This window comes from Pseudomonas sp. PDM28 (genome assembly GCF_019219115.1).
Classification (GTDB): Bacteria; Pseudomonadota; Gammaproteobacteria; order Pseudomonadales; family Pseudomonadaceae; genus Aquipseudomonas; species Aquipseudomonas laurylsulfatiphila.
Window position 1 is genome coordinate 161,351 of record NZ_JAHUWG010000007.1, and the last position, 25,626, is coordinate 186,976.

The 25,626-nt window shown below is 62.2% G+C and carries 25 protein-coding genes; 20 read left to right on the forward strand and 5 right to left on the reverse strand.

Going from position 1 to position 25,626, the window contains the following annotated elements; all coding sequences use genetic code 11:
* Window positions 1-5 precede the first annotated feature (5 nt).
* Window positions 6-2,354, reverse strand: coding sequence for an acylase (locus KW841_RS17395; RefSeq protein WP_218478599.1), 2,349 nt, complete (start codon window positions 2,352-2,354; stop codon window positions 6-8).
* A gap of 248 nt (window positions 2,355-2,602) precedes the next feature.
* Between KW841_RS17395 and KW841_RS17400 the strand changes: the two genes are divergently transcribed.
* On the forward strand, window positions 2,603-2,974 hold the full coding sequence (locus KW841_RS17400; protein ID WP_116580447.1) for a fe2+ zn2+ uptake regulation protein: 372 nt from the start codon (window positions 2,603-2,605) through the stop codon (window positions 2,972-2,974).
* 8 nt (window positions 2,975-2,982) lie between these two features.
* Here KW841_RS17400 and KW841_RS17405 read toward each other — a convergent pair whose 3' ends face one another.
* The gene (locus tag KW841_RS17405; RefSeq protein WP_007970993.1) at window positions 2,983-3,171 is read right to left on the reverse strand and encodes a hypothetical protein; all 189 of its coding nucleotides are present in this window, start codon (window positions 3,169-3,171) and stop codon (window positions 2,983-2,985) included.
* A gap of 156 nt (window positions 3,172-3,327) precedes the next feature.
* Here KW841_RS17405 and KW841_RS17410 point away from each other — a divergent pair, with 156 nt between their 5' ends.
* The gene (locus KW841_RS17410; RefSeq protein ID WP_007970990.1) at window positions 3,328-3,465 is read left to right on the forward strand and encodes a hypothetical protein; all 138 of its coding nucleotides are present in this window, start codon (window positions 3,328-3,330) and stop codon (window positions 3,463-3,465) included.
* 7 nt (window positions 3,466-3,472) lie between these two features.
* Here KW841_RS17410 and KW841_RS17415 read toward each other — a convergent pair whose 3' ends face one another.
* A complete protein-coding gene (locus tag KW841_RS17415; protein WP_218478600.1) occupies window positions 3,473-4,399 on the reverse strand; it encodes a LysR family transcriptional regulator in 927 nt (308 codons plus the stop codon).
* Between the two features lie 117 nt (window positions 4,400-4,516).
* Here KW841_RS17415 and KW841_RS17420 point away from each other — a divergent pair, with 117 nt between their 5' ends.
* The 8 genes from KW841_RS17420 to KW841_RS17455 all read left to right on the forward strand — a co-directional run bounded on the left by KW841_RS17420 (window position 4,517) and on the right by KW841_RS17455 (window position 11,072).
* Window positions 4,517-5,512 carry an aldo/keto reductase gene (locus tag KW841_RS17420; protein ID WP_218478601.1) on the forward strand — a complete coding sequence of 332 codons (996 nt, stop codon included), beginning with the start codon at window positions 4,517-4,519 and terminating at the stop codon, window positions 5,510-5,512.
* A 494-nt stretch (window positions 5,513-6,006) separates the two neighbouring features.
* Entirely contained in the window at window positions 6,007-6,453 is a 447-nt protein-coding gene (locus KW841_RS17425; protein WP_007970985.1) for a DUF411 domain-containing protein, read from the forward strand.
* Entirely contained in the window at window positions 6,453-6,887 is a 435-nt protein-coding gene (locus KW841_RS17430) for a YqaA family protein (RefSeq protein ID WP_218478602.1), read from the forward strand. Before KW841_RS17425 ends, KW841_RS17430 begins: the two co-directional genes overlap by 1 nt.
* An 85-nt stretch (window positions 6,888-6,972) precedes the next feature.
* Window positions 6,973-7,998, forward strand: coding sequence for an alpha/beta fold hydrolase (locus KW841_RS17435; RefSeq protein ID WP_218478603.1), 1,026 nt, complete (start codon window positions 6,973-6,975; stop codon window positions 7,996-7,998).
* Between the two features lie 13 nt (window positions 7,999-8,011).
* Window positions 8,012-8,965, forward strand: coding sequence for a D-2-hydroxyacid dehydrogenase family protein (locus KW841_RS17440; protein ID WP_218478604.1), 954 nt, complete (start codon window positions 8,012-8,014; stop codon window positions 8,963-8,965).
* Between the two features lie 260 nt (window positions 8,966-9,225).
* Window positions 9,226-9,762, forward strand: coding sequence for a tetratricopeptide repeat protein (locus KW841_RS17445; RefSeq protein WP_218478605.1), 537 nt, complete (start codon window positions 9,226-9,228; stop codon window positions 9,760-9,762).
* A gap of 66 nt (window positions 9,763-9,828) precedes the next feature.
* On the forward strand, window positions 9,829-10,311 hold the full coding sequence (locus tag KW841_RS17450; RefSeq protein WP_371319521.1) for an RNA polymerase sigma factor: 483 nt from the start codon (window positions 9,829-9,831) through the stop codon (window positions 10,309-10,311).
* A complete protein-coding gene (locus KW841_RS17455; protein ID WP_218478606.1) occupies window positions 10,311-11,072 on the forward strand; it encodes an anti-sigma factor in 762 nt (253 codons plus the stop codon). The genes KW841_RS17450 and KW841_RS17455 overlap by 1 nt, the downstream gene beginning before the upstream one ends.
* A 22-nt stretch (window positions 11,073-11,094) precedes the next feature.
* Here KW841_RS17455 and KW841_RS17460 read toward each other — a convergent pair whose 3' ends face one another.
* Window positions 11,095-12,396, reverse strand: coding sequence for an ATP-binding protein (locus tag KW841_RS17460; RefSeq protein WP_218478607.1), 1,302 nt, complete (start codon window positions 12,394-12,396; stop codon window positions 11,095-11,097).
* Between the two features lie 4 nt (window positions 12,397-12,400).
* Window positions 12,401-13,102 carry a response regulator transcription factor gene (locus tag KW841_RS17465; RefSeq protein ID WP_007970971.1) on the reverse strand — a complete coding sequence of 234 codons (702 nt, stop codon included), beginning with the start codon at window positions 13,100-13,102 and terminating at the stop codon, window positions 12,401-12,403.
* A 293-nt stretch (window positions 13,103-13,395) separates the two neighbouring features.
* On the opposite strand from KW841_RS17465, the gene KW841_RS17470 reads away from it, so the two are divergent.
* The 10 genes from KW841_RS17470 to KW841_RS17515 all read left to right on the forward strand — a co-directional run bounded on the left by KW841_RS17470 (window position 13,396) and on the right by KW841_RS17515 (window position 25,571).
* Window positions 13,396-14,553 (forward strand): efflux RND transporter periplasmic adaptor subunit, encoded by a 1,158-nt coding sequence (locus tag KW841_RS17470; protein ID WP_218478608.1) that lies wholly within the window; start codon window positions 13,396-13,398, stop codon window positions 14,551-14,553.
* 15 nt (window positions 14,554-14,568) lie between these two features.
* Window positions 14,569-17,667: an efflux RND transporter permease subunit gene (locus KW841_RS17475; RefSeq protein ID WP_218478609.1), complete on the forward strand. Its 3,099-nt coding sequence runs from the start codon at window positions 14,569-14,571 to the stop codon at window positions 17,665-17,667.
* A gap of 192 nt (window positions 17,668-17,859) precedes the next feature.
* The gene (locus KW841_RS17480; RefSeq protein WP_116580459.1) at window positions 17,860-18,501 is read left to right on the forward strand and encodes a DUF1345 domain-containing protein; all 642 of its coding nucleotides are present in this window, start codon (window positions 17,860-17,862) and stop codon (window positions 18,499-18,501) included.
* Between the two features lie 76 nt (window positions 18,502-18,577).
* Window positions 18,578-19,417 (forward strand): AraC family transcriptional regulator, encoded by an 840-nt coding sequence (locus tag KW841_RS17485; protein WP_218478610.1) that lies wholly within the window; start codon window positions 18,578-18,580, stop codon window positions 19,415-19,417.
* A gap of 53 nt (window positions 19,418-19,470) precedes the next feature.
* Window positions 19,471-20,076 carry a LysE family translocator gene (locus tag KW841_RS17490; protein WP_218478611.1) on the forward strand — a complete coding sequence of 202 codons (606 nt, stop codon included), beginning with the start codon at window positions 19,471-19,473 and terminating at the stop codon, window positions 20,074-20,076.
* A 140-nt stretch (window positions 20,077-20,216) separates the two neighbouring features.
* Window positions 20,217-21,242, forward strand: a complete 1,026-nt coding sequence (locus KW841_RS17495) for a LacI family DNA-binding transcriptional regulator (protein WP_371319516.1) — start codon at window positions 20,217-20,219, stop codon at window positions 21,240-21,242.
* Window positions 21,243-21,408: 166 nt separating this feature from the next.
* Window positions 21,409-22,191 (forward strand): sugar phosphate isomerase/epimerase, encoded by a 783-nt coding sequence (locus KW841_RS17500; protein ID WP_218478612.1) that lies wholly within the window; start codon window positions 21,409-21,411, stop codon window positions 22,189-22,191.
* Complete coding sequence (locus KW841_RS17505; RefSeq protein WP_218478614.1) at window positions 22,184-23,170, forward strand: sugar kinase; 987 nt, start codon at window positions 22,184-22,186, stop codon at window positions 23,168-23,170. Before KW841_RS17500 ends, KW841_RS17505 begins: the two co-directional genes overlap by 8 nt.
* Before the next feature lie 103 nt (window positions 23,171-23,273).
* Window positions 23,274-24,572 carry an MFS transporter gene (locus KW841_RS17510; protein WP_102675164.1) on the forward strand — a complete coding sequence of 433 codons (1,299 nt, stop codon included), beginning with the start codon at window positions 23,274-23,276 and terminating at the stop codon, window positions 24,570-24,572.
* A 21-nt stretch (window positions 24,573-24,593) separates the two neighbouring features.
* A complete protein-coding gene (locus KW841_RS17515; RefSeq protein WP_218478616.1) occupies window positions 24,594-25,571 on the forward strand; it encodes a D-glycerate dehydrogenase in 978 nt (325 codons plus the stop codon).
* The last annotated feature ends 55 nt before the right edge of the window (window positions 25,572-25,626 follow it).

The following is a 25,626-nucleotide window of genomic DNA, read 5'->3' on the forward strand; positions in this document are numbered from 1 at the left end:
TTACCTCAATGCGCGACGACCTTGGCATCCTGCTGGCGGATCGTCTGTACCTGATACTGCGGATCGGACGTGATCTGCTGTTCGGTGAAGGGCAGCACGCTCCATTGCTTCTGCGAAAAGGCCTGCGTCTGATCCCGTGAAAATTTCGAAGCAGGGTCACTCGACAACGAGAACGCCAGCAGCCCCTTGGCTTGCGGTCCGTTTTCGTCGAAGGTCACCACTTGCAGGTAACTGGTGCCACTGACCACCTCGCGCTTGCCATCGCTGCGCGGCACGCTCTGGATCGCGTTGTAGACACCCAGCGTGCCCGGCCCGCCATGGATCGGCGTCTGTTGCCCGCCGCTGCTGACCACCTGGAGGTCGCCCCAGCGAGTGTCCGGCTTGAGGCCTGACGCCTTGACCTGCTCAGCCGAAGCCAGCATCGCTGTGCGTAGCGCCTTGGCCACTGACGGGTGATCGACGGCGAGTCCACTTGGGGTGTGTTGCGGGTCCTGCGGATCGAACGCCACGCGCCATACGTCCGGCACCGACTCCAATGCCTCCATGACATTCTGGAAGTGCACAAAACCCAGACCGCTGCCCAGGTTGGCCTTGCGGTCCCAGGCCTTGAAGCTGGCGCACAATGGCGCGAGGGTTTTGGCATCGGCACCGAGACCCTTCGCGCAGAATTGCAGCAGGTCCGGCATCACTTGAGCCGCCTGATAGACCTGATCGTCCATGACCATGTGCTGCAAGTCCGCCACCGCGACCTTGCCGGCCTCGGCCAGCGTGCTCAAACGGTCCAGGGCAAAGCGTGAACGCAGGCCTAAAGGCTGGCCATCCTGGCTGATCAGCGGCGAATAGCCGGTCAGCGGTTGCGCCGGATTGGCCATCCACGCCGAATCATTGGAGTGCTGGACAAAGTCCTTGCGCAGCAGCTGCGGCAACTTGTCCGCCGCATAGATGCCCTGTTGTGGCGCCTGCGGGTCGATGTCCCAGGCACAGGCACTGCTGGAACCGTCAAGAATGATCATCTGCAGACCGATCCGCGGATCGCTGCACTGCGCCAGCTTGTCGACGCTGACGTTGGGCACCACCGAGAGGTTCATGTACAGCGTCTGCCCCTGATCGTCCGCCGCCAGGGTGTTGACCCACGGAATGCCCTGGATCCTGTGCACCGAATCCTGGAAATCCTTGAGGTTTTCGGCGCGGTTCATCGCGTACCACTGCTGCAGGACGCGATCGTTATCCAGGTTGGCGTCGCGCAGGCTGAAGGCGTACTGATGATCCCAATCGAGTTTTCCCGGCCATTGCACCACCGGACCGAACTTCGAGCTGTAGACCACACGGGAAATCGCCCGGACCTGCCCGTCCGCCTGCCTGACGTTGACCGTCAGGGTCTGCTGGTCCATCGGCAACGACTGGCCGTCGAGCAGGTAACGGGTCGAATCCTTGGGGTCGAGTTGCAGGCGGTACAGCGTGAAATGCCTGGACGCATCCACGGTGTGGGTCCAGGCCAGATGTTGATTGAAACCGATGTTGATCAAAGGCAGGCCGGGCAACGCCGCGCCCATCACGTCCAGTTTGCCGGGAATGGTCAGGTGCATCTGATAAAAACGCATGCCGCCCACCCAGGGGAAGTGCGGATTGGCCAGTAACATGCCGCGTCCGTTAAAGGACCGTTCGCTGCCGATCGCAACCGCGTTACTGCCGCGGTCCAGGGCAAACCGTTGCATGCGCGTGGCGGCCACCTGGAACGCTGCCTGGGCGTTCGACGCCCGGGCCACGGCCTGGGGCGGCGTGGCACCGGCCAGGGCTTCGGCGAACTGACCGACACCCCCTTCGACCAACAGGCGCCGGGTCAGCTTGACCAGATCCGACGGGGTGATGTCCCGCACCCAATCGCCCTGGCATTGTTGCGGCAGCCCCTGGGCACGACGTTCGCTCAGGGAACGGTTGAACCCTGCCACATAACCCTCAATCAACTCACGCACCGGCGGAGTCTGGGCCTGCCAGAAAGCGGCGACGGCTTGCGGGGTGTTGAGCCAGGTGAAGAACAGATCGCTGACCAGGTTCTCACGCGCCTCGACGGTGAACTGATCCGGTCCGAAATAGCGCGAACGCTCGCCGTTCACCGTAGTGATCTCGTTCGCCAGCAGGCACAGGTTGTCCTGGGCGTAGGCATAGCCGATGCCGTAGCCCAGCCCGCGCTCGTTGTCGGCGCGGATGTGCGGCACGCCGAAACTGGTTCGGCGGATGTCCGCGCTCGTTGGCGCAAGCGCATCGCTCGCGCTCGCCGCAAGGCTCAACCCCAGGCTCAATCCCAGAGTCACACCCGCCAGGCTCAACCTGGTTAACTGGCTGGAAATAATCACGCTCGCTCCTGATCGAAAACACGATGGCCACTGTTGCGCGCACCCACACGCGCAGTGCCTCCCTGTAGGGACGAAGCTCACATCAATAATTTAGGGTTTTGCACACATTGGCGTGCGAACTGACAGGCTGATCACACGCCGTCGACAAAATTTCTACATTCGAGCCTTCATGATTTGGGGAGCTCATACGTCTAGACATGCAAGAGCGCCCCATTTTTCCTGATCAGGCTCTGAAAAGGAGTTTTGCAATGTACAACTCGCAACTGCCAACGGACGGTAGCAACGCGCCAAAGGGTACTTCCATGGAAGTCGGCGTGTTCGAGCCGCATACCGATCGCCACGGTAACGAGCGGATCCGGGTCCTGCTCAAGAGCTATGGCCTGCGCACCAGCCTGATCCGCCTGAAAGTCATCGATGCCCTGCTGACGGCCGCCGAAAGCGACCGCAGTCTTGGCGTGCGTGGCGTACACAGCCAATTGCTGGACCTGGACATTCCCCTGTCCTTTCTCAGCGTGCGCGAAGTGCTCAAGCGTTTGTGCATTGAAGGGGTGATTGTGCTAAACCCCGACAAAAGCTACAGCCTGCATCCACAGGCTGCCGCCATCCTGCGCAACCAGTGAGCGAATGATCAGGGCTTGACCTTGCGGCGCATCACGCCATTGATGACGACCACGATCACCGCCACGCCAATGGCGATGTACTGGAACATTTTTTCGCTGATGACGCCGGTGTTCTGCAACCAGGAAAGGCCAAACATGATCCCCAGCACCACCAGGGAGATCAGAATCGAGTATTTCAAACGTTGCGACTGAGTCATTGCGGGTTCCTGAATCTGAAAATGTATCCGGTTTGTATCAAGACGCTTGCCAAGCACATACCCTGTTCTGGGGATAAGGGGCTACAAGCGGGGTCACATGTTACAGCCGATGAAGAGTTTTAGCTTCATTGCGGCGATAACCATGAGGACTTTGAAATGTTGCGTCGAATCACATTGCTGATTCCCCTGCTGGCCATCCTGACCCTGAGCGGTTGCATTGTTTTCCCCCATGGGGGCTGGCATCACGATCACTACTACGACCATGGCGGGCCGGGTTACTACCCACACCGATAACCGCTGATCAACGCCCTGAATCCTTCCTGTAAAAGTCATTGCCGGGCTGGGCACAGAGTTCCACCAGCCAGTCGACAAACACACGCACCCGCCGGGACAACTGGCGGTGCGGCGGATAAAGCGCCGTCATCGGCATGCCCGGTGGCGGCACTTCCCGCAGCACTTCACACAAGCGCCCTTCCTGCAGTTGCCGCGCCACGTGATAGTACGGCGTCTGCACCAGCCCGTATCCGGCCTCGCACGCCGCCAGATAACCATCGGCACTGTTGACCGCCACCTGCTTGGGCAGATCGACCAGCTGTATCTGGCCATCCACGACAAACTCCAGCCCATAGCGCTTTCCGTTGCTGCTGGAGAAGTACTCGACCATCTGATGCCCGCACAGGTCATCCAGGGTATGGGGCGTTCCGTGCCGCTGCAAGTAGTCGGGGCTGGCACAGGTCACCTGATCCATCATCACCAGCGGCCGCGCCACCAACGAATCGTCCAGCGTCGAGCCGCCGCGCAACACACAATCCACCCCTTCGCGAATCAGGTCGACCGGCCGGTCATTCAAGCCGATTTCCAGCTCGATCAGCGGATAGCGGGCTGTGAACTGCGGCAGCGCCGGAATCACCACCAGACGCCCCACGCCCGCCGGCATGTCCACGCGCAACAGCCCCTTGGGATTGTGGCGTGCGGCACTGAACACCGCTTCGGTCTCTTCGAGATCCGCCAGCAAGCGAACGCAACGCGGGTAATAGGCCGCACCGTCGAGCGTCAGGCTGATCTGCCGCGTGGTGCGTTGCAGCAACTGCACCCCCAGATGGGCCTCCAGCTGCTTGATCAGGATGGTCACCGAGGCCCGGGGCAGTTGCAGGCTGTCGGCGGCCTTGGCAAAGCCACCCAGCTCGACGATTCGGGTAAAGACGCGCATGGCGTTGAAACGGTCCATTGCTGGTTCCACCGACAGATTGTTTGGATTTTACGAATAGTGATAGCCGTTTTAGCCGGTTTATCTTGTTTCTGTCGAGGCGAACAATGGCCACTCACTTCACAGGGAGCTGATTTCATGCACACACGTCAATTGGGAAAAAACGGTCCTCAGGTGTCGGCCATCGGCCTTGGCTGCATGGGCATGACCGACTTCTACACCACCGGCACGGATACCCGCGAAGCCACGGCGACCCTGCATCGCGCGCTGGAACTGGGTGTCAACTTGCTCGATACCGCCGATATGTATGGCCCGCACAGCAATGAAGAGCTGATCGGCAAGGCCATTGCCGGCAAGCGCGACCAGGTGTTCCTGGCCAGCAAGTTCGGAATCGTCCGCGACCCGGCGAACCCCGGTGCCCGGGGCGTCAACGGTCGGCCGGAATACATTCGCCAGTCCATCGACGGCAGCTTGAAACGCTTGGGCGTGGACACCCTCGACCTGTATTACCAGCACCGTATCGACCCGCAGGTGGCCATCGAAGAAACCGTCGGTGCCATGGCCGAACTGGTCAGTGCCGGCAAAGTCCGCTACCTGGGATTGAGCGAAGCCTCGGTGGCGACCCTGGAGCGGGCACACAAGGTTCATCCGATCAGTGCGCTGCAGAGTGAGTACTCGTTGTGGAGTCGTGATCAGGAAGAAAACGGTTGCCTGGCGGCCTGCCGGCGCCTGGGCGTCGCCTTTGTGCCTTACAGCCCGCTGGGCCGAGGGTTTCTGACCGGCGCACTGAAAAGCCCGGATGATTTCGCGGCAGACGATTATCGCCGTTTCAGCCCACGCTTCCAGGGCGAGAATTTCGCCAGGAACCTGCTGCTGGTGCAGCAAGTCCAGGCGCTCGCGGCCGAGAAAGGCGTGACGGCGGGCCAACTGGCGCTGGCGTGGGTGCTTGCCCAGGGTGACTACCTGATTCCGATTCCGGGCACCAAGCAACGCAAATACCTGGAGGAAAACGTGGCCGCTCTACAGGTGAGGCTGAACGCTGATGAACTGCAGGCGCTGGAGTCGGTCTTTGCGGCGAACGCCACCGCTGGCCTGCGTTATCCGGAAGAAGTCATGAAACTGCTCGACCGCTGAGATAACGAAATATCTGTAGGAGCGAGCCTGCTCGCGAAAAACCTGAGAGCACCGCGGGGTGTCAGGCTCCCCGCATCATCCTTGACCTCCATCGCGAGCAAGCTCGCTCCTACAGGCCGGGCGGCGTTCCGTTTTTCCAAGTAACCCGCTGTAAAAGCGGAACCATAGGCGGCCGTTACCGCAGAAATGAATATGTACACCACCAACAAAATACGCCAGCCATGAGGCCGCCATCGCCAGCAAGCCGGCTCCTACAGGTATCGGTGTCCCCCGGGATTACGTGAAGAACCTTTTTTGACCCCGGGGATCACGTAAACATGCGCCTACGGCATTTCAACCTGACGTTTTTGTAATGTCCCCCTCATCTGCCTGACAGCACTGATCTACCATCATCGAACAGCCGATCTTTGTAGTACTTCGAAACACTCCTTGAATGCCTGACCGGAAAAAAGGGTCAGAATGCGCTTTTTTGCCCGTTAGCCGAGACGAATCCCATGCGAAACCCTCTGCGTCTGATCGCCCTGAGCGCCCTGTTCATCTCCTCTCTGGCCCAGGCCGCCGACCTCATTCCGATCGAGGTTCATCGCGATGCCAATTGTGGTTGCTGCAAAAAATGGATCAGCCATCTTGAAGCCAATGGTTTCAAGGTCGAAGACCACGTCGAAGCCAACATGAGCGAGTTCAAGCAACAGCACGGCGTGCCGCCACGCCTGGCGTCGTGCCACACCGCGTTGATCAATGGCAAGTTCGTCGAAGGTCACGTCCCGGCCGACCAGGTCCTGGCCTTGAGCAAGCGCGACGATCTGCTGGGCGTCGCGGCCCCCGGCATGCCCATGGGTTCGCCCGGCATGGAAATGGACGGCATGAGCGATGCCTATCAGGTCATCGGCCTGAAAAAGGACGGCACTGACCTGGTGGTCGCGGACTACCCCGCCCATTGATGCCCGGCGCGTACCTCGGGCTGTTTTTCGCGGCATTCGGTGCCGCCACGCTGCTGCCGTTGCAATCCGAAGCCGTGCTGGTGGGGCTGCTGCTCAGCGACCGCTACTGGCTCTGGGCACTGCTGGCGGTGGCGACGTTCGGCAACGTTCTGGGGTCGCTGCTCAACTGGTGGCTGGGCCGCGGTATCGAGCGGTTCCACGACCGGCGCTGGTTTCCGGTAAGCCCCCGGCACCTGGAAAAAGCCCGGCTGCACTACCAGCGCTACGGCCATTGGTCATTGCTGCTCAGTTGGCTACCGGTGATCGGCGATCCGCTGACACTGGTCGCCGGGGTCATGCGCGAGCCATTGGGGCGCTTCCTGCTGATCGTCACCCTGGCCAAAGGCGCCCGTTACGGCGTGTTGGCCGTGGTGACATTGGGCTGGATGGGTTGAACCATCGAGGGCGGCGATTGCCTGTGTTTAATGCCGCCCTAATCGAGCCGATCCAGCATCGGCGGATTTTCTTTGGAGCTTCCCCATGTCGCGTCCCTTCCCCCGCTGGTTGCCCAGCCTGTTGTTGACCGCCGCCCTGCCCGCCATCGCCCACGCCGAAGCACCGGAATACGGCCCCGAACTCCAGGGATTCGAATATCCCTACACACTCAAGCACTTCGCCTTTGAATCCCAGGGCCAGTCCCTGCAAATGGGTTACATGGACGTCGCCGCCCACGGCAAGGCCAATGGCCGCAGCGTGGTGCTGATGCACGGCAAGAATTTCTGCGGCGCCACCTGGGACAGCTCGATCAAAGCCCTCAGCGACGCCGGCTATCGGGTCATCGCCCCGGACCAGATCGGCTTCTGCAGCTCCAGCAAACCGGCGCACTATCAGTACACATTCCAGCAACTGGCGACGAACACCCAGCAACTGCTCAAGGCATTGGGCATTCAGAAAGCGACCCTGCTGGGGCACTCCACCGGCGGCATGCTCGCCACTCGCTATGCCTTGCAATACCCCGAACAGGTCGAGCAACTGGCACTGGTCAACCCCATCGGCCTGGAAGACTGGAAAGCCCTCGGCGTGCCCTATCGCACGGTAGACCAATGGTATGAACGGGAACTCAAGCTCAGCGCCGACGGTATCCGCAACTACGAACGCAGCACCTACTACGGCGGCCGCTGGAAACCGGAATTCGAGCGCTGGGTCGACATGCTCGCCGGCCTGAACAAAGGCCCCGGGCATACGCAAGTCGCGTGGAACTCGGCGCTGATCTACGACATGATCTTCACTCAACCGGTGTACTACGAATTCCAGGACCTGAAGATGCCGACCCTGCTGTTGATCGGGACCTCCGATACCACCGCCATCGGCAGTGACATCGCTCCGCCCGAGGTCAAGGCGAAGATCGGGCACTACGACGTCCTCGGCAAACAAGTGGCGAAGTTGATTCCCCGGTCCACCCTGGTCGAATTCCCGGGCATGGGCCACGCGCCACAGATGGAAGAACCGGCACAATTCCACCAGGCCCTGCTCGCCTGGCTGAACAAGACCAACCCCGTGCGTTGAAGAGGTAAGGCTGATGCCTGTGCAGATTGCAGTGCTTGATGATTGGCAGGATGTGGCGCGGGATGTGGTGGACTGGTCGGCGCTGGACAGCGTCGGCCAGGTGAGTTTTCTCCATGACTACCCCGCCGACAACCCGACGCTGGCCGAGCGCCTGGCCGGGTTCGAGGTGATCTGCGTCATGCGCGAGCGCACGCGCTTCGACGAAGACCTGCTGCGCCGCCTGCCCAGGCTCAAACTGCTGGTGACCGGCGGCATGCGCAACGCCGCCCTGGACCTGAAAGCCGCCGCCGCGCTGGGCATCCAGGTCAGCGGCACCGACAGCTACAAACACGCCGCGCCGGAGCTGACCTGGGCGCTGATCATGGCCGCCACCCGCAACCTGGTGGTCGAAGCCAATGCCTTGCGTGCCGGCCAGTGGCAACAAGGCCTGGGCGGCGACCTGCACGGCAAGACGCTGGCGATCCTCGGCCTTGGCAGCATCGGCCAGCGCGTCGCGCAATTCGGCCAGGTGTTCGGCATGCGGGTCATCGCCTGGAGCGAAAACCTCACCGCCGAACGTGCGGCGCAAGCCGGTGTGACCCGTGTCAGCAAGCAGGAACTGTTCGAACAGGCCGACGTGCTGTCGGTGCACCTGGTGCTCAGCGACCGCAGTCGGGGCCTGGTGGACACACAAGCCCTGGGCTGGATGAAACCCACGGCACTGCTGGTCAACACCGCCCGCGGACCGATTGTCGATGAGGCGGCGCTGATCAAGGCGTTGCAGAAGCAACGACTGGCCGGTGCGGCACTGGACGTCTTCGAGCAGGAGCCGCTGCCCGCTCATCATCCGTTCCGAACCCTGGACAATGTATTGGCCACGCCCCATGTCGGGTACGTGAGCCAACAGAACTACCGGCTGTTTTTCTCGCAAATGATCGAGGACATCCAGGCCTGGGCGGCAGGGGCTCCGATTCGCCTGCTGGGTTGAACGAAAATCCCCTGTGGGAGCGGGCTTGCTCGCGAAAGCGGTGGGTCAATCAACATTGATGCTGCCTGACACTCCGCCTTCGCGAGCAAGCCCGCTCCCACAGGGATCTTCAGCGCACACAAAACCATGCCCGTTGGCAATCGGCCGCCAGAACATAATGAATAATTGTTCATGCTGCGGTGTTCTCATCACATCAACCTTGCACTGCGTCTGGCGGGACGCGTCCTGATCTGAACCCATGAAGCTCTGGAGCAAAGCCCATGAATATTCGTTTTGCAGTCCTGATGACCCCGTTTTTGCTGACCGTTGCGTTGTCCGGTTCCCTCGCCCTGGCCAACGGCGGCGGTGACGAGCCGCCCTCCAGACCCAACTGCCCGAAAGGACAGGTACTCGATACAAGATCGCAGCGGTGCGTCAAGCAGACCAGCAACCTGGTGCCTGACGAAGACCGCACCAACTATGCCTATCAATTGGCCAAGGACGGACGTTATGAAGAGGCCCTGGCCCTGCTCGACACGCTGAAACAGCCAAATACCGCAAAAGCGCTGAACTATCGCGGCTACGCCACGCGTAAACTGGGACGCACCGACGAAGGCATCGGTTATTACCTGCAATCGGTAAAACTCGACCCGCAATACGCGCAAGTCCGCGAATACCTGGGCGAGGCCTATGTGGTCAAGGGCCGGCTGGACCTTGCACAGGAGCAACTGCAGCAGATCAAATCCATCTGCGGCAATACCCAGTGCGAGGAGTACCAGGACCTGGCCGAAGCCATCAACGGATCATCGAAAACCTGACAACCCGAGCGGACGGAGGTCGCCATCGCCAGCGATCAGGCAATACGAACGGAACTGAACCAGCATCTGGCGCGTTTATGGCGCTACGGCCTGCTGTTGTCCCGGCAACGGCATATCGCCGATGACCTGGTGCAGGCCACCTGCGTGCGCGCGCTGGAGCGGGCCGGGCAATACGAGTCGGGGACGCGCATGGACCGCTGGCTGCTGAGCATCCTGCACTCGATCTGGCTCAACGAAGTGCGTGCCCAGCGGGTGCGGCAAGGCCAGGGCCAGGTGGATGCCGACCAGGCCTTGTCGTTCGATGGAGAGTCGGTGGCCCAGACCCACGTGTTGGCGGCACAGGTCATCCGCCGCGTCGATGCATTGCCCGAGGCCCAGCGTGAAACGGTATTTCTCGCCTACGTCGAAGGATTGTCCTACCGCGAAGTCGCCGACGTGCTGCAAGTGCCCATCGGCACGGTCATGAGTCGCCTGGCCGCCGCCCGGGCGAAACTGGCCGAATATCCACCGTTGCACACGGTGTCCCACCCTTACCGAGGAGAACATTGATGAACGCGAAACCCTCGGACGAACAACTGGTGGCTTATCTCGACAACCAGCTCGATGCCGAGCAGCGCTCGCGCATCGACGCGGCCATCAGCGCCGACCCGATGCTGAGCCTGCGCCTGCAATGGCTGGATCGCAGCAGCCTGCCGTTCAAGGACGCCTACGATGAACTGGCCCGGCAGGCGCCGGTAGATCGCCTGCAAGCCATGCTCGCCACACTGCCCTCACCGGCCCGCCCGGGGCTCAACCGACGCTGGTTCCTGGCCGCCGCGGCCGGGCTGCTGGCCGGCGGCGTGCTGGCGGACCGTTTGTTCCTCGGCTGGCAAGCGAGCCAGCAGACTCACAGCTGGCGCGGTCTGGTGGCCGATTACATGGCGCTCTACGTGCCGGAAACCCTGGATCACCTGCCCGCTGATGAAGCCTCCCAGCGAGCCCAACTGCAGACCATCGATGCACGCCTGGGCCTGGACCTCGTGCCGGCAAAACTGAGCCTGCCCCGTGCCGAGTTCAAGCGGGCGCAAATCCTCGAGTACGACGGCGCCCCCATTGCCCAGATCACCTACCTCGATCCGGCGCACGGCCCCATGGCGCTGTGCGTGACCCGCTCCAACAGCGGCAGTCGCCATTTCGCCCAGGAACAGCGGCGCGAGTTGAACATCGTGTATTGGTCGGACATGGAGCACGCCTGGATGTTGATCGGGCACCAGCCGATGACGGATCTGGAGGAGATGGCCAAGGTATTGCGCAGTCGGCTGAGCGCCTGAGCCGCGTTATCCCGGGCGCGCGTCAGGCCGAAGTCGGCAACCACAAGCGAAACCGCGCCCCGCCCAACGGCGAGGCTTGCACCGTCAGCGTGCCGCCCTGGGCTTCCAGGGCGCGCCGGCTGATCGCCAATCCCAGTCCAAAACCACCCGTGGCGCGGTCTCGACTGCGGTCGAGACGGTAGAAGGGTTCGAAAATCCGCTCGCGCTCGTCATCCGGAATACCGATGCCGTCATCGTCGACCCAGATTTCACAGCCGCCGGCATAGACCTGCACACCGATCTGGATACGCTTTTCGCAGTAGCGCATGGCGTTGCGCAGCAGGTTTTGCAGGGCGCGGGCGGTCAGGCGCGGGTCGAGACTGAAGCGTTCGAGCTGACCGTGCAGCAGCACATCAATGACGATCTCCGGGGACTCCAGTTCCTCGTCGACGCTGCCAAGGATGCTGTCGATGAACTCATCCAGCGACACTTCGACCTGCTCCGGTAGCCGCGCCGGGTTTTGCAGGCGGCTGTAGGACAGCAACTCAAGCACAAGCTCATCGAGCTCCCGAATGTGCGCCACCAGGCTTTGCAGGCGCTCGCGGCTGGCTGCCGGCAAGTCGTCGGAGAGGGCCAGCGCCAGGCCGAAATCCAGGCGCGTCAGCGGCGTGCGCAACTCGTGGGACACCGCATTGAGCAAGTCACGCTGCTGGTTGAGCAGGTTCTCGATGTCGCCGGCCATGGTGTCGAACACACTGGCCAGGCTGCCGATGTTGGAACTCGGGGAGATTTGCGTGCGCTCGCCCAGGTGGCCCTTGCCAAAGCGTTCGGCCGCGCCCTTGAGGCGCTCAAGGTCACGCCAGTGCGGACGCAGCCACAGCAACAGGCACGCGAGCATGGTCGCGCCGATCAGCACGTTGATGCTCCAGTACAACAGGTTGACGTCCAGCGGATCCGGCGGCACCACCATTTGCACCACGGTGCGCTCGTTCAGCGGCGCGACCGCCAGCGTACGCCAGCCCCAGTCACCCACGCGTACAACGTTCTCGCCCCGCTGCAAGCGCTGCTGCTCTTCAGGCGTCAGGCTGCTGTCGTCGTTACCGCTGAGCACGATGTGCAGCGGATTGAAGTCCTTGTCCATTTCGGCGGCCAGGGCCGGCCACTGTTCGGCCGGCGCCGCGTGAAACTGTTTGACGATCAGCGTTTGCAAGCCACGGGAGTAATCGAGGTTGTAGGTGACAAAGCGCTCCTGGAACACCTTGACCACCAGATCCGGCACCAGATAAATCGCGGCGCTGAACGAGACGATGGTCACCAGGTACAAACGAAAGAGGATTCTGAACATCGGCTCAGCATTCCCACTCGGAACGGCTGAACAGGTAGCCCTTGCCCCACACGGTCTTGATCTTGCGCGCCTCGCCGGCGTGGTCGTCGAACTTGCGCCGCAACTTGGAGATCGCCACGTCCACCGAACGGTCGGTGCCGTTGAATTCGATGCCGCGCAGGCGTTGCAGGATCTGGTCGCGGCTCAGCACCTCCCCGGCATGCCGGGCCAGCACCACCAGCAGGTTGTACTCACCGCTGGACAAGTCCACCAATTGCTCGCGCCAGGTCACAGTGCGTTCGGACAGGTCGATGCACAGGTTGCCCATCAGAATGCGGTCGTTGGCGGTCTGTGGCTCGCTGAGGCTGCTGCGGCGTAACAAGGTTCGCACCCGCGCCAGCAGCACCCGTGGTTCGCAGGGTTTGGTGACGTAGTCGTCGGCCCCCATTTCCAGGCCCAGTACCTGGTCGTGGCTGTCGTCGCGGGCGGTCAGCATCAGGATCGGCAAGGTCGCCGAATCGGCGCGCAGCAGGCGACAGACTTGCAAGCCGTCGAGACCGGGCAGCATCAGGTCGAGGATCACCAGGTCCGGCGGATTGAGCCGCGCTCGTTCGCGCACATGATCACCGCGACCGATCACGCTGACGGAATAACCGTTGCGTTCCAGGTAACTGGCAATCAGTTCGGCGAGGGCGGTGTCGTCTTCGACCAGGAGGATGTTGGGCATGGGGTGTTTCCAGAAAGAGCCGTGGCACCTGTTCCGGCCTCTTCGCGGGCAAGCCCGCTCCCACAGGGATTTGAGGTGAACACAAAGGCTATGAACACCACCGACCACTGTGGGAGCGGGCTTGCCCGCGAAGGCGACCTGACAGACGCAATAAAATTCAAGGACTGAAGGATATACGCCCTCACTCGTCTCTGAGTAAAACCCTTACACAATTTCACACAGCACCAACAAAGCTTCACCGCTACCCTCGCCTGCGCCCAGTAGGATGCTGGGAGTCTTTATTGGGGTATTACATGTCGAAGAATCTGCTTGCCAGGCTCAGTCTGATTGCTCTGGCGTTGACACTGGCCGCGTGCGACAAGGCCTCGAACGCCGAGGAACAGGCGCCGCTGGCCACGGTTCGCATCGAGACCATCGAAGCACAACCACTGACCATCAGCAGCGAACTGAGCGGACGGATTGCCGCACCGCGCATGGCCGAAGTGCGTGCCCGCGTGGCCGGCGTGGTCCTGCAGCGGACCTTCCGTGAAGGCAGTGACGTGAAACAGGGCGATGTCCTGTTCCGCATCGACCCGGCGCCGTTCAAGGCCGACCTGGACAGCGCCGAAGCAGCGCTGCGCAAGGCCGAGGCCAACGCGTTCCAGGCCCGGTTACAGGAACAGCGCTATGCCCAGTTGATTGACGACAAGGCCATCAGCGGCCAGGACTACGACAACGCCCGGGCCAACGCACGGCAGACCGCCGCCGATGTCGCGGCCAGCAAGGCTACGGTGGAGCGGGCGAAACTCAACCTCGGCTATGCCACCGTCACCGCGCCGATTTCCGGGCGCATCGGTCGTGCGCTGGTCACCGAAGGCGCGCTGGTCGGGCAGAACGAAACCACGCCGCTGGCGCTGATCCAGCAACTCAATCCGATTCATGCCGACCTGACCCAGTCCACCCGTGAACTCAACGAACTGCGCCGTGCCTTCCGTTCCGGCCAGTTGCAGCAGGTCGGCCAGGACCAGGCCAAGGCTACGCTGATTCAGGATGACGGCAGCCTCTACCCGCTGCCGGGCAAAATGCTGTTCAGCGACATCACCGTCGACCCGGGCACCGGCCAGATCATCCTGCGCAGCGAGTTCCCCAACCCCGACCTCGACCTGCTGCCCGGCAGTTTCGTGCGAGTGCGCCTGGAACAAGCGGTCAACCGCCAGGGCATCAGCGTGCCGCAACGGGCCATCCAGCGCGACAGCGCCGGCATCGCCCAGGTGCTGCTGCTCGACGCCGAACAGCGCGTCGGCCAGCAACCGGTCGAGCTGGGCGCCGTGCAGAACGATCGCTGGATCGTCACCGGCGGCCTGAAAGCCGGCGACCGCATCGTCATCGAGGGCCTGCAGCACGCCCGCCCCGGCGAGAAAGTGCAGATCGACGACACCCCTCTCCCACTTGCCCAGGCGACTGGTCAGTAAGCAGGACGCTTTTTTATGCCGCAGTTCTTTATCGACCGTCCGGTGTTCGCCTGGGTGGTTGCCCTGTTCATTCTGCTGGCCGGTGCCTTGGCCATTCCGCAGTTGCCGGTGGCGCAGTACCCCGACGTCGCGCCGCCGCAGATCGAAATCTATGCCGTGTACCCGGGCGCTTCGGCGCAAACCGTGGACGAAAGCGTGGTCAGCCTGATCGAGGAAGAACTCAACGGCGCCGATCATCTGTTGTATTTCGAATCCCAGAGCAGCCTCGGCAGCGCGACCATCAAGGCCACTTTCCAGCCGGGCACCAACCCGGAACTGGCCCAGGTGGATGTGCAGAACCGCCTCAAGGCCGTGGAGTCGCGCCTGCCGCAAGCGGTCATCCAGCAAGGTTTGCAGGTGGAGAAAGTCTCCTCCGGTTTCCTGCTGTTGATCACCCTGACGTCCAGCGACGGCAAGCTCGACGACGTAGCGCTCAGCGATTACCTGGCGCGCAACGTGATGAACGAGATCAAGCGCCTGGACGGCGTCGGCAAGGCGCAGCTGTATGGCGCCGAGCGGGCGATGCGGATCTGGATCGACCCGCAGAAACTGCTCGCCTTCAACCTGACACCAGCGGACGTCAACGCCGCCATCGTCGCGCAAAACGCCCAGGTGTCGGCCGGCAGCATCGGCGATCTGCCGACCCGCACCACCCAGGAAATCACCGCGACCATTCTGGTCAAGGGTCAGTTGTCGACCCCCGAAGAGTTTGCCGACATCGTCCTCAAGGCCAACCCGGACGGTTCGACCGTGCGCATCAGCGATGTCGCGCGGGTCGAGATCGGCAGCCAGGAATACCAGTTTTCCACGCGCCTGAACGGCAAGCCGTCCACCGCCGTCGCCGTGCAGTTGTCGCCGGGCGCCAACGCCCTGAACACCGCGACCCTGGTGCGGGCGAAGATGGATGAACTCAAGCGCTACTTCCCGGCGAACGTCGAGTACTCGATCCCGTACGACACCTCCCCCTTCGTCAAGGTCTCGATCACCAAGGTGGTCTACACCCTGGGCGAAGCCATGCTGCTGGTGTTCGCGGTGATGTTCCTGTTCCTGCAGAACATCCGCTACACGCTGATTCCGACACTGGTGGTGCCGGTGGCGCTGATGGGCACCTTTGCGACGATGCTGGCGCTGGGGTTTTCGATCAACGTGCTGACCATGTTCGGCATGGTGCTGGCCATCGGCATTCTGGTGGACGACGCGATCGTGGTGGTGGAGAACGTCGAGCGCATCATGGCCACCGAGGGCCTGTCGCCCAAGGAGGCCACGCGCAAGGCCATGCAGCAGATCACCGGGGCCATCATCGGCATCACCCTGGTGCTGGTCGCGGTGTTCATTCCGATGGCCTTCATGCAGGGTTCGGTCGGGGTGATTTACCAGCAATTCTCGCTGTCGATGGCCACCTCGATCCTGTTCTCGGCCTTCCTCGCCCTGACCCTGACCCCGGCCCTGTGCGCGACACTGCTCAAGCCGATTGCCAAAGGCGAGCACCACGAAAAGAGCGGATTCTTCGGCTGGTTCAACCGCCGCTTCGAGCAACTCACCGAGCGCTATCAAGGCTGGGTCGCCTACGCGTTGAAACGCACCGGACGCTACCTGCTGATCTACGGCGTGCTGCTGATCGGTCTGGGCCTGGCCTTCAGTCGCCTGCCCTCCTCGTTCCTGCCGGTGGAAGACCAGGGTTACACCATCACCGACATCCAGTTGCCACCGGGCGCGAGCAAGAACCGCACGGTTCAGGTGGCCGAGCAGGTGGAAGCGCACAACGCCGGCGAGCCGGGCATTCGCGACAGCGTGGTGATTCTCGGGTTCAGCTTCTCCGGCAGCGGGCAGAATGCGGCGCTGGCGTTCAGCACACTTAAAGACTGGTCGGAGCGCGACAGCGAAGATTCGGCGGCTTCGATTGCCGACCGGGCCAACGTCGCCCTCAGCCAGATCAAGGACGCGGTAACCTTTGCCGTGCTGCCGCCGCCCGTGGATGGCCTGGGTACGTCCAGCGGCTTCGAGTTCCGCCTGCAGGATCGTGGTGGTCTCGGCCATGAGAAGCTGATGCAAGCGCGCACCGACTTGCTCGCGGCCGCCGAAAAAAGCCCGATCCTGATGAACGTGCGCGAAAGCGCCCTGGCCGAGGCGCCTCAGGTGCAACTGGTGGTCGACCGCAAGCAGGCCAACGCGCTGGGGGTGTCCTTTGCCGATGTCGGCAACGTGTTGTCCACGGCCGTGGGCTCGGCGTACATCAACGACTTCCCCAATCAGGGGCGGATGCAGCGCGTCGTGGTGCAGGCCGAGGGTGACCAGCGCAGCCAGGTGGAAGACCTGCTGAAGATCCACGTGCGCAACACCCACGGAAAAATGGTGCCCTTGTCGGCCTTCGTGCAGGCCAGATGGACCCAGGGCCCGGCGCAGTTGACCCGCTACAACGGCTACCCGGCGATCAGCATTTCCGGTGAACCGACACCGGGCCACAGCACAGGCGAAGCCATGGCCGAGATCGAGCGGTTGGTCGCGCAAGGTCCGGCGGGCCTGGGCCAGGAATGGACCGGGTTGTCGTTGCAGGAACGCTTGTCCGGCAGCCAGGCGCCGATCCTGCTCGGGCTGTCGCTGTTGATCGTGTTCCTGTGCCTGGCGGCGTTGTACGAGAGCTGGTCGATCCCGACCTCGGTGCTGCTGGTGGTGCCGCTGGGCGTGCTCGGCGCGGTGCTGGCCGTGACCTTGCGCGGCATGCCCAACGATGTGTTCTTCAAGGTCGGGCTGATCACCATCATCGGCCTGTCGGCGAAGAACGCGATCCTGATCATCGAGTTCGCCAAGAGCCTGTACGACGAAGGCCACGACCTGGTCGACGCCACCCTGCAAGCGGCACGCCTGCGGTTGCGGCCGATTGTCATGACTTCGCTGGCGTTCATCCTCGGCGTGGTGCCCCTGGCGATTGCCACAGGCGCCAGCTCGGCAAGCCAGCAGGCCATCGGCACCGGGGTGATCGGCGGGATGATCACGGCGACGCTGGCCGTGGTGTTCGTGCCGGTGTTTTTTGTGGTGGTGATGAAGCTGGTGCGCAAACGCCATAAACAACACTGACCAACACCACAAAAACCTGTGGGAGCGGGCTTGCCCGCGATGAGGCCGTCACATCAAACATCAATGTTGCCAGACGGTCCGCCATCGCGGGCAAGCCCGCTCCCACAGGGATCTCATTGGTTTCAGGAATATAGTCAGAACTGACCACCCTGGGCTAAGGTGATTGCAAAGCCCCAACCCCATCGAGCCTCCATGTCTTTCCTCACCCGCACCCACCCTCGCCTGTCCGCCGCCGTCCTGCTGGGCATCGTGGTGGGCATTCTGGTTCCGGCCGATTCTCTGATCAGCAAGATCCTCTTCGGCTGGAATGCCGGCGTGTGGATCTACCTGCTATTGATGCTCTGGCTCACCGTGCGTTCAAAAGCGACCGACGTAAAACGCATCGCCGAAATCGAAGACGAAAACGCCGGGCTGGTGCTGTTGGTGGTGTGCATCGCCGCCCTGGCCAGCCTGGCGACCATCACCTTCGAACTGGCCGGCAGCAAAGACCTGGAAACCACGCGCAGACTCCTGCACTACGGCTTCACCGCGCTGACGGTGATCGGTTCCTGGCTGCTGATCGGGGTGATTTTCAGCGTGCACTACGCGCGCCTGTTTTACACCTGGGAAGGCAAAGAGCCGGCGCTGCGCTTTGCCGAGGGCCTGACGACGCCCAATTACTGGGACTTCCTGTACTTCTCGTTCACCGTCGGCGTAGCGGTGCAGACCTCGGATGTCGGCGTGGCGACCCGCGATTTGCGCAAGATCGTGCTGGCGCAGTCGTTGATCGGTTTTCTGTTCAACACCGCCATCCTTGGGTTCTCGATCAATATTGCGGCGGGCCTGTTCAACTGATGCCTGCACAAACGTTCTAGTCATCGCACTTCCAGCAGGCGTTAAATAGCTCGGCAATCCGTCCCGCAGGTGCAACATGAACGCTCACAACTGGATCGACCTGTCCCAGGACGCCGACACCGGCATCGAGACCCTGCGCGCGCATTTCGAAGGTCACGCCTACGACCCGCACTGGCATGACAGTTTTCTGGTGGGCGTCACCGAGCAAGGGGTGCAGCAATTCAACTGCCGACGGGCCAGGCACCAGAGCACGCCGGGCAAGGTGTTTTTGCTCGAGCCCGGTGACATCCATGACGGTGACGCACCGACCGCCGACGGTTTTACCTACCGCATGCTGTACCTCGATCCGCAGTGGTTGCAGCGCGAACTCGGCGCTGTGTTCGATCATGCCCCCGACAACAGCCAACTGAGTTTCGCCGCCACCCTGGCCTGCGATGCGCGCCTGGCCCAGGCCACCAGCCTGGCGTTTGAAACCCTCCATCGCGGTGAGCTGAAGATCGTCCGCCAGACCGCCCTCGACGTGTTGCTCGAGCGCCTGACCAGCCACTTGCATTGGCGCGCCCGCGATGGCCAGGACCCGCGCCTGCCGCGTGTGGCACAGAAGGCCCGGGACTACCTGCATGCCAACGCGCAATACGACATCGGCCTCGATCAACTGGCAACCGTCACAGGCGTCGACCGCTTCCGCCTGACCCGTGCGTTCAAGGCCGCCTACGGCATGGCGCCCCACGCGTATTTGGTGCAATTGCGCCTGGCAACCGCACGGCGAATGCTGGCCCGTGGCGAACAACCGGCGACGGTGGCCATGGAGCTGGGCTTTGCCGACCAGAGCCATCTGGGCCGCTGGTTCGTGCGCGCCTACGGCCTGACACCGGCGCTGTACCGCAAGCGCTGCTCAAATCTTCCAGACAAGTAACGCCGGGGATTGTGAAGATCGGTTTCACTGATCTTTACCGGAGTTCGCCCGCAATGCTCTCTTCTTTCCCGACGTTACTGCCCTTCTTGCTCTTTGCCTTTGTGGCCTCGATCACACCCGGACCGACCAACATTCTGGTGCTCAGCAATAGTGCCCGTTACGGTTTGGGCGCCGCCCTGCCGATTATCTTCGGCGCCTGCGCCAGTGCCGCGATGCTGGTGTTGCTGGTGGGCACGGGCGTTGGCTCTTCACTGACGGCCTGGCCTGCGGTGCAAAACGTCATGCAATGGGTCGGGGTAGCGTGGCTGAGTTATCTGGCCTGGCAGATTTTCTGCGCCCCGGCTGAAGCCATCAGCATGAAAGCCGAGGATCGACTGGGCTGGGTGGGCGCCGCCGGACTGCAATGGATCAACCCGAAAACCTGGATGATGGCGGTGGCGGTGGTCAGTGTCTTCGCTGGAGCGGGCGAAGATCGGTTCGTCCACGTGATCAACCTGTCCTTGGTGTTTTTCCTGATTTCCTTGCCCTGCCTGGGTGTCTGGGCGCTGCTCGGTTCCGGGTCGAGTCGCTGGTTGCGCTCACCCCGGGCCATGCAGCGTTTCAATCGCTGCATGGGCCTGTTGCTGCTGAGTTCGGCGTGGCTGAGCGTATTGGTCTGAGCGCCACCCGTCGGTGTTTGTTCGACAATCGACAATCCGGGGCTTGACGGCGAATTGCCTTTTGGTGTCTTCTGAAACCGGTTTCAGCGCTATCTCACGAAGCGCTCGGCCTTATAAATCCAATAAGAAGGTTTCAGACCGTGAATGATTTCTCCGCCGCCCAGCGCAGCCGCGTGACCATGCTCGACGTGGCCGAACACGCCAAGGTCTCCAAGGCCAGTGTTTCGCGGTTCATCGGCGAAGACCGCGCCCTGCTCTCCGATGCCATCGCCCAACGCATCGAGCAGGCGATTGCGGAACTGGGCTATCGTCCGAACCAGATGGCCCGCGGCCTCAAGCGCGGACGCACCCGCCTGATCGGCATGCTGGTGGCCGATATCCGCAACCCTTATTCAATTGCCGTGATGCACGGTGTGGAAACCGCCTGCCGTCAGCACGGCTATAGCCTGGTGGTGTGCAACACCGACCGCGACGACGAGCAAGAGCGCCAGCACCTGGCCCTGCTGCGCTCTTACAACATCGAAGGCCTGATCGTGAACACCCTCGGTCATCACCGTGACGAATTGCACGAACTGCACCGGGAAATGCCCCTGGTGCTGGTGGACCGCAAGGTCGAGGACCTGGAAAGCGACATGGTCGGGCTAAACAACCCGGCCGCCGTCGAGATGGCCATCGTCCATCTTGAAGAGCGCGGTTACCGCGACGTGTTGATGGTGACCGAACCGTTCGATGGCACCAGTTCGCGGATCGAACGGGTCGCCAGTTTCAAGGCGCAAATTGCCCTGCACCCGGCCCTCCATGGCAGCCTCATCGAAACCGGCAGCGAACTGACCGCACAGCTGAAATCCTTCCTCGACACGCCCGGCCCCGGCCTGAAAGCGCTGTTTTGCGCGAACGGCATTGCGGCGCTGGCCTGCACCCATGCGTTGCGTGAACTCAAGTGCAACCTGTTCGAGGATGTGGGCTTGATCGCCCTCGATGACCTGGATTGGTATCCGTTGGTGGGTAGCGGGATAACTGCGCTGGCCCAGCCGACCACCGAGATTGGCGCCAGTGCGTTTGAGTGTTTGCTCAAGCGGCTGCGGGGGGATGACGGGGCGGTGCGGACACTGGATTTTTCGGCGCGGTTGATTGTCAGGGGGTCGACCCTTGGAAATTCTCGGTGAATGTTCGGGCCTCTTCGCGGGCAAGCCCGCTCCCACAGTGATTTGTGTCGTTCACAAATTTTGTGTACCCCAGAGATCCTGTGGGAGCGGGCTTGCCCGCGATGGGGCCCTAAAGATCACCCTTTTTTTGAACAAAAATGAAACCGGTTTCAGAGGTAAAACAACAATGAACAAACCCGCCGTTTCCATCAGCCTCTCCAGCTACGGCGCCGACCTGGTGCGCCAGCGCGGCCAAGGCAGTTTTATCGAAGTACTGGCCGCCGCCGGCGCCACGCGCATCGAGTGGCGCGAGGAATTGCTGACCGTTGAGGACCCCGCTCAACTGGCCAATGCCACTCAGGCAGAAGGCCTGGAAAGCGTGTATTCGTCGCCAATGGAACTCTGGCTGGCCGGACAATCCAGGCCCAATCCAGAATTGATCGCCGCTCTGCAACGCGCCCAGGCGTTTGGCGCCAAATGGCTGAAAGTGTCGCTGGGCTATTTCACCGACAACTGCGACCTGCACGCCCTCGCCCGGCTGCTGGATGCCAGCCCCGTACAGTTGCTGGTGGAAAACGACCAGACCCTGCACGGCGGGCGCATCGAACCCTTCCAGCGCTTTTTCACTGAGGTCGAGCAACACCACTTGCCGATCAAGATGACCTTCGATATCGGCAATTGGCACTGGCAGGACCAGTCCGCCGCCAGCGCCGCGCGCCTCCTCGGACGCCACGTCGGCTATGTGCACTGCAAAGCGGTAACGCGTCGCGCTGACGACAAGCTGGTCGCAATCCCGCCGACCGCCAGCGACTTGCAACAGTGGGAACAGCTGCTGCAGCACATGGCCCAAGGTGTCATGCGGGCCGCGGAATATCCGCTGCAAGGCGATGACCTGGTGCAACTGACCCGCGAACACGTAGCGGCCCTCGCCCGCCTCGGCCAGTCGCAACGGGAGAGTGCTCATGTCTGAGATCGATATTCTGTCCTTCGGCGAGACCATGGCAATGTTCGTCGCCGAGCAGGCTGGCGACCTGGCCAGCGTTGGCGCTTTCCACAAACGCATTGCCGGGGCTGACAGCAATGTGGCGATCGGTTTGTCCCGGCTTGGCTTCAACGTGGCGTGGCTGAGCCGTGTCGGTGCCGATTCGTTGGGCCGATTCGTGGTCGACACCCTGGAAAAAGAAGGCCTGGATTGCCGCCACGTCGACATCGACGCCGCCCACCCGACCGGTTTTCAACTCAAGTCCCGCACCGACGATGGCAGTGACCCGGTGGTCGAGTACTTCCGCCGTGGTTCGGCGGCCAGTCACCTGTCGCCGCACTCGATCGTGCCCGAGTTGCTCAAGGCCCGGCACCTGCACGCCACCGGCATTCCCCCGGCGCTGTCGGAGTCGGCGCGGCAGATGTCGTTCGAGTTGATGACCCGCATGCGCGAGGCCGGGCGCAGCGTGTCCTTCGACCCGAACCTGCGCCCGAGCCTGTGGGCCAGCGAACGAAAAATGATCACCGAGATCAACCGCCTCGCCGCCCTCGCCCATTGGGTGCTGCCGGGCTTGAGCGAAGGTCGTTTGCTGAGCGGTTTCGAAGACCCGGCCGACATCGCAGCGTTTTACCTCGACCAGGGCGCCGAAGCCGTGGCGATCAAGCTTGGACCCCACGGTGCTTACTACCGCACCCATATTGATCAAGGTTTCGTCGCTGGCGTGCCGGTGGCCACGGTGGTCGATACGGTGGGCGCCGGCGATGGTTTTGCCGTCGGCATGATCAGCGCGCTGCTGGAAAACCAGAGCTTTGCCGAGGCCGTGAAACGCGCCAACTGGATTGGCAGTCGGGCAGTGCAGAGCCGGGGGGATATGGAGGGGTTGCCGACCCGATCCGAAATGCTCAGCGAATTCGAGGCCGCCATCGCGAGCAAGCTCGCTCCCACAGGGGATTTATGTCGAACGTAGATCCAATGTGGGAGCGAGCTTGCTCGCGATGAGGCCAGTACAGGCACTGAAGATCCAACCGTTACCTGCTGCGACAAAAACAACAAGCTCAGGAGCACCACTCATGAAAACCGCAACGCTCGCCACCCGCCGCTGGTGGTACATCATGCCCATCGTCTTCATCACCTACAGCCTGGCGTATCTGGATCGCGCCAACTATGGGTTCGCCGCCGCGTCCGGCATGGCGGCGGACTTGATGATCACACCAGGCCTGTCGTCGATGCTCGGCGCGCTGTTCTTCCTCGGCTACTTTTTCTTCCAGGTGCCCGGCGCGATCTACGCGCAGAAACACAGCGTGAAGAAGCTGATTTTCGTCAGCCTGATTCTCTGGGGCAGCCTGGCGACCTTGACCGGGATTGTCTCCAATGCCTACTGGCTGATCGTCATTCGCTTCATGCTCGGCGTGGTCGAAGCGGCCGTGATGCCGGCGATGCTGATCTACCTGTGCCACTGGTTCACCCGCGCCGAACGCTCGCGGGCCAACACCTTCCTGATCCTTGGCAACCCGGTGACCATGCTCTGGATGTCAGTGGTCTCGGGCTACCTGGTGCAGCACTACAGCTGGCGCTGGATGTTCATCGTCGAGGGATTGCCGGCAGTGTTGTGGGCATTCATCTGGTGGCGCCTGGCCGATGATCGTCCGTCACAGGCCAAGTGGCTCAACGATCAGGAAAAGCAGGATCTGGAAAGCGCCCTAGCCGCCGAACAGGTCGGCATCAAGGCCGTGAAGAACTACGCCGAAGCGTTCCGGTCACCCAAAGTGATCATCCTGGCCCTGCAGTTTTTCTGCTGGAGCATTGGCGTGTACGGTTTCGTCCTGTGGCTGCCGTCGATCCTCAAGGCCGGCGCGCAGATGGACATGGTCCAGGCCGGCTGGCTCTCGGCGCTGCCGTACCTGGCGGCGGTGATCGGCATGCTGCTGGTGTCCTGGGGTTCGGACAAGCTGCAAAAACGTAAACGTTTCGTCTGGCCGCCACTGCTGATTGCCTCGATTGCCTTCTATGGCTCCTACGCCTTGGGTGCCGAACACTTCTGGTGGTCCTACACCCTGCTGGTGATTGCCGGCGCCTGCATGTACGCGCCTTACGGCCCCTTCTTCGCGATCATCCCGGAAATCCTCCCGGCCAACGTCGCGGGCGGCGCCATGGCGCTGATCAACAGCATGGGTGCCCTCGGCTCGTTTGGCGGTTCTTATCTGGTCGGTTACCTGAACAGCTCCACCGGCTCGCCGGGTGCGTCGTACCTGTTGATGAGCGGCGCGTTGATGTTTTCGGTGGTACTGACGATTTTCCTCAAGCCCGGCGCCAGCGACCGGGAGCGGCCCTCGGCCACGGTAACGCGCGCCGCCACGGCACATTCCTGAATTGAAATCGAGGTCTCGAAGATGAAAAAGCAGGTCGTCCTGTACAAGAAACTCTCGCCGTTATTGATGGCTTGCCTGCACGAGCAGGCCGAAGTGACGCTGATCGAAAACCTTGATGCCGAGGGCCTGGCCAAACTGCGCGATGCCCTGCCCCGCGCTCACGGTTTGCTCGGGGCCAGCCTGAAGCTGGACGCCGAACTGCTCGACCTGGCGCCCGACCTTCAAGCCATTGCCAGCGTCTCGGTGGGCGTCGACAACTACGACATCGACTACCTCACCGAACGGCGAATCCTGCTGAGCAACACGCCGGATGTGCTCACCGAAACCACCGCCGACACGGGTTTTGCGCTGATCCTGGCGACAGCCCGGCGGGTGGTGGAACTGGCGAATCTGGTTCGCGCCGGCCAATGGAACCGCAACATCGGCCCTGCGCATTTCGGCAGCGACGTGCACGGCAAAACCCTGGGCATCATCGGCATGGGTCGTATTGGCGAGGCCCTCGCGCAGCGCGGACACTGCGGGTTTGGCATGCCGGTGATCTACCACAGCCAGTCACCGAAACCGGCGGTGGAACAGCGGTTCAATGCGCACTATCGAAGCCTGCCGGAACTGTTGCAACAGGCCGATTTCGTTTGCCTGACGTTACCGCTGACCGCTGAAACCCAAGGGCTGATCGGCGCAGAGCAGTTCGCCCAGATGCGTCCCGAGACCATCTTCATCAATATTTCGCGGGGCAAAGTGGTGAACGAAGCGGCGCTGATCGAAGCCTTGCGCACGGGCCGGATTCGCGCGGCGGGGCTGGATGTATTCGACCGCGAACCCTTGAATCAGGACTCGCCATTGCTGCAGTTGAACAACGTGGTGGCGACACCCCACATCGGCTCGGCCACCCATGAAACACGGGAGGCCATGGCCAGGTGCGCGGTGGACAACCTGTTGGCGGCACTGGCCGGTGAGCGGCCGGCCAATCTGGTGAATGCTCGAGCGTGGAAGGGCTGAGGTAGTCGGCGCCTGTCAGGCAGCCTTCGCGAGCAAGTCGAATCGTCGCACCGCC